This window comes from Prescottella subtropica (assembly GCF_005434945.1).
In the GTDB taxonomy this organism is placed as follows: Bacteria; Actinomycetota; Actinomycetes; order Mycobacteriales; family Mycobacteriaceae; genus Prescottella; species Prescottella subtropica.
In genome coordinates this window covers 1-2935 of the sequence record NZ_SKCH01000052.1, presented here as the reverse complement: position 1 = coordinate 2935, position 2935 = coordinate 1, and the positions used below count along the sequence as shown (strand labels likewise).

Genomic DNA, 2935 nt, shown 5'->3' with positions numbered 1-2935 from the left:
TCCTGGACCTCCCGGCGGACGCCTGGATCAACAAGCCGCCCGCACACGGCGACGCGGTCGTCTCCCGCCCGGATCAGGCCGCCGCGTAACACCCGTTGGACTCATTCACCTTGACAAGTTCCGCTGCCGCGATCGCAGTCTTGGGCAGCGCAAGCTTGGCAGTTCCCCGGGACAATCCGCACGATCCACGTATCGAACTCGCACAGTCGCTTGCGGTTGTACCTCTAGGCATCGTGCTCGCCGGCCCCGGCCACTACTCTGTTGACCGATTCATCGGGCTGTCAGTTCCGCTATGGCCTGCCCTTGTCCTGGTCGTCGCCGCGGTGGTCGCGGTCTTCGTTGGGGATCGACTCGTGCGTGTGCACCCGGTATCCGTCTGACGGCACTCGCACCGAGTCGCATTGCTGCGGCATGCTTTCTTATGGGGCTCACCTTCGTCCAGAGGTGAGCCCCACAGGTTTGAGGGCTCTTCCGACTTGATGGGGGTCTGGCATGACCGATCCGGATCGTGTCGGTGATTGATCGAGGGCTCGCGCCCTTGTGAACTGGGTGTTCTCTACGCATCCAGCAGCAACAAAGGCGCGAGCATGCCCAACAGTAGTAGTTCACTGCTACTCGGTCTCGACGGTGTCGTCGTCGAGGCCGTGCAGATCGATCCCGACGGCGCCCGAACGGTGGTGGTGACGACCGCCCCGGCGTGGGCCGGGGTGTGTCCGTCGTGCACTGTCGTGTCGACCCGCTCGAAGGGGTGGGTGGCGACCCGACCCCGGGACGTCAAGGTCGGGCCGGACCGGCCGAAGATGGTGTGGAACAAACGGAAATGGGTGTGCAGCAACACCTCCTGCGATCGTCGATCGTTCACGGAGTCGGTGCCGCAGATCCCGCCACGAGCCCGGATCACCACCCGGGCGAAGACCGAGATGGCGTTGGCGGTCCGGGGCGACGACCGCTCGGTCAAGGCCGTGGCGGCCGCCTACGGCTGCACCTGGAACACCTGCCACCGGTCGGTGATCGCCACCGCCGACCGGGTCCTGGACACCGAGCCCGAACCCGTGACGGTCCTGGGGATCGACGAGACCCGGCGTGGGAAGGCCAAGTGGGAGATCTGCCCCGACACCGGGGTCAAGTCGTGGGTCGACCGATGGGACACCGGGCTGGTCGATATCGCCGGCAACCAAGGCCTGTTGACGCAGGTCAACGGGCGGACAGCGCAGGTGGTGATCGACTGGCTCACCGAACGTGACGCAGGGTGGAAGGCGCAGGTCACGCACGTCGCGATCGACATGTCCGCGGTCTACGCGAAAGCGGTCCGGGACGCCCTGCCGCACGCGAAGTTGATCGTGGACCGGTTCCATCTGGTCAAGAAGGCCAACGACATGGTCGACACGGTCCGCCGCCGGGTCACCCACACCGAACGCGGCCGGCGGGGCCGCAAGTCCGATGTCGAATGGATCAACCGACGCCGGCTACTCCGCGGCGCCGAACGGTTGACCGGCGAGCAGCGGGCCGCCCTGTTCGAGAAGCTGACCTCGGCCGACCCGAACGGCGACATCGCCGCCGCCTGGATCGCCAAAGAACTGCTGCGGGGCGTGCTGGCCTGCACCGACACCGGTGGCCTCGCCTACGAGGTTCGTGACGCGCTGCACCGGTTCTACCGGTTCTGCGCGGACTGCTCGGTCCCCGAAATCCGGAAACTCGCCGCTACCATCTCCGACTGGCAAGACCCGATGCTCCTCGCCATCAGCACCGGGTTGTCGAACGCGCGGAGCGAGGGCTACAACCGGATCGTCAAGCACGTCGGCCGGATCGCCTTCGGGTTCAGGAACCCGACGAACCAGCGCCGGCGAGTACGGTGGGCCTGCACCCGTCAAGCACGACGGGCGTCATCCAGTGCCAGGCAGCTACGCCCCTGCTAACTCGGAAGAGCCGGTTTGAGTCGGCGCCGTACATGAGTCGGAATCAACACAGGTCGGCGGTTGCCGCCCTGCAGTGCGAACCGGGCAGCTTCGAAACCGGTACAGAGCATCATCGGCGACATCGTTGCCGCCTTCGCCGGTCAGGCTGTGAACGCCGAAGCGCCGGCGCGGCTGAGCACTAGTTTGGACAGCACGGCCCGGTTCGACAGCCGCAGCACCGCATCAGCAAGTTCGACGATGTCGTTCACCGTCAGCATCGACTCCGCCGGGATGCGGTCCTTTGTCCAATCGGACATGTCGGTGTCGACGTACCCGGGGGCGATCGCTGTGGCGGCGACCCCATTGCCGGATTCCTCGGCATTGAAGGTTTCCACGAGCGAGATCAACGCAGCCTTCGTAGCGCCGTACACCGCTAGGTTGCTTTCGGCGTAGGCGCCAGTGATGGACGATAGAGCAACCACTTTCGCGCCGCAGTCCAGATTCACTGCTGCTCCTTCACGGAGCATTGGCAAGGAGCGCTGTAGCAGCAGAAAGGGGGCTTCGAGGTTCACCGCGATCGTCTTGTGGAAGCGGTGCATCGGAAAGTCTGCTATCGCCCCTGCGGTGCCAACCCCAGCGTTGAGAATGAGCGCGTTCATCGTTCCGAACCGGTCCCGATGGGCTGTGGTGACGGTGTCTGCGGCAGCGGGGTCGGCGAGGTCGGTAGCGACGGTGATGACGTCGGTGGCCCCGGCAGATCGGAGTTCGTCGGAGACTGTGTCCAGGCGGTCAGGGTCGCGTGCGGTAATGGTGAGGGCGTATCCGCGGGTGGCGAGTCGGCGGGCGATACCGAGTCCGATACCGCGGGATGCCCCCGTGACCAGTGCACTGTTCGTCATCGGTGTCCTTCCAATGCTGCGAGTCCGGCGGCGACCAGCGGTGGAACGGCTTCACAAGCGAGGGCGAACCCGTCACCGGTGGTGGCACCCGCCCGATACCGGTACGTGATGCCCTCCGCGATCACCGCGAGTTTGAAGTTC

Annotated in this window: 1 protein-coding gene and 2 pseudogenes; 1 reads left to right on the top strand and 2 read right to left on the bottom strand. The window is 65.6% G+C overall.

Features of this window, described 5'->3' with window-relative positions; all coding sequences use genetic code 11:
• The first annotated feature begins 540 nt into the window (after window positions 1-540).
• Window positions 541-1916, top strand: a pseudogene (locus E0497_RS20240) (ISL3 family transposase).
• 140 nt (window positions 1917-2056) lie between these two features.
• Here the strand turns inward: E0497_RS20240 and E0497_RS20235 are convergent.
• Together E0497_RS20235 and E0497_RS20930 are read right to left on the bottom strand one after the other, a co-directional pair.
• Window positions 2057-2794 carry an SDR family NAD(P)-dependent oxidoreductase gene (locus tag E0497_RS20235; protein ID WP_137726589.1) on the bottom strand — a complete coding sequence of 246 codons (738 nt, stop codon included), beginning with the start codon at window positions 2792-2794 and terminating at the stop codon, window positions 2057-2059.
• Window positions 2791-2935: pseudogene (locus E0497_RS20930) on the bottom strand (phosphotransferase family protein); the annotation flags it as partial. The pseudogene E0497_RS20930 and the gene E0497_RS20235, both read right to left, overlap by 4 nt.

Excerpts from the sequence above, each read along its gene's own strand:
- E0497_RS20235 (WP_137726589.1), bottom strand. The coding sequence starts at position 2,794 with ATGACGAACAGTGCACTGGTCACGGGGGCATCCCGCGGTATCGGACTC.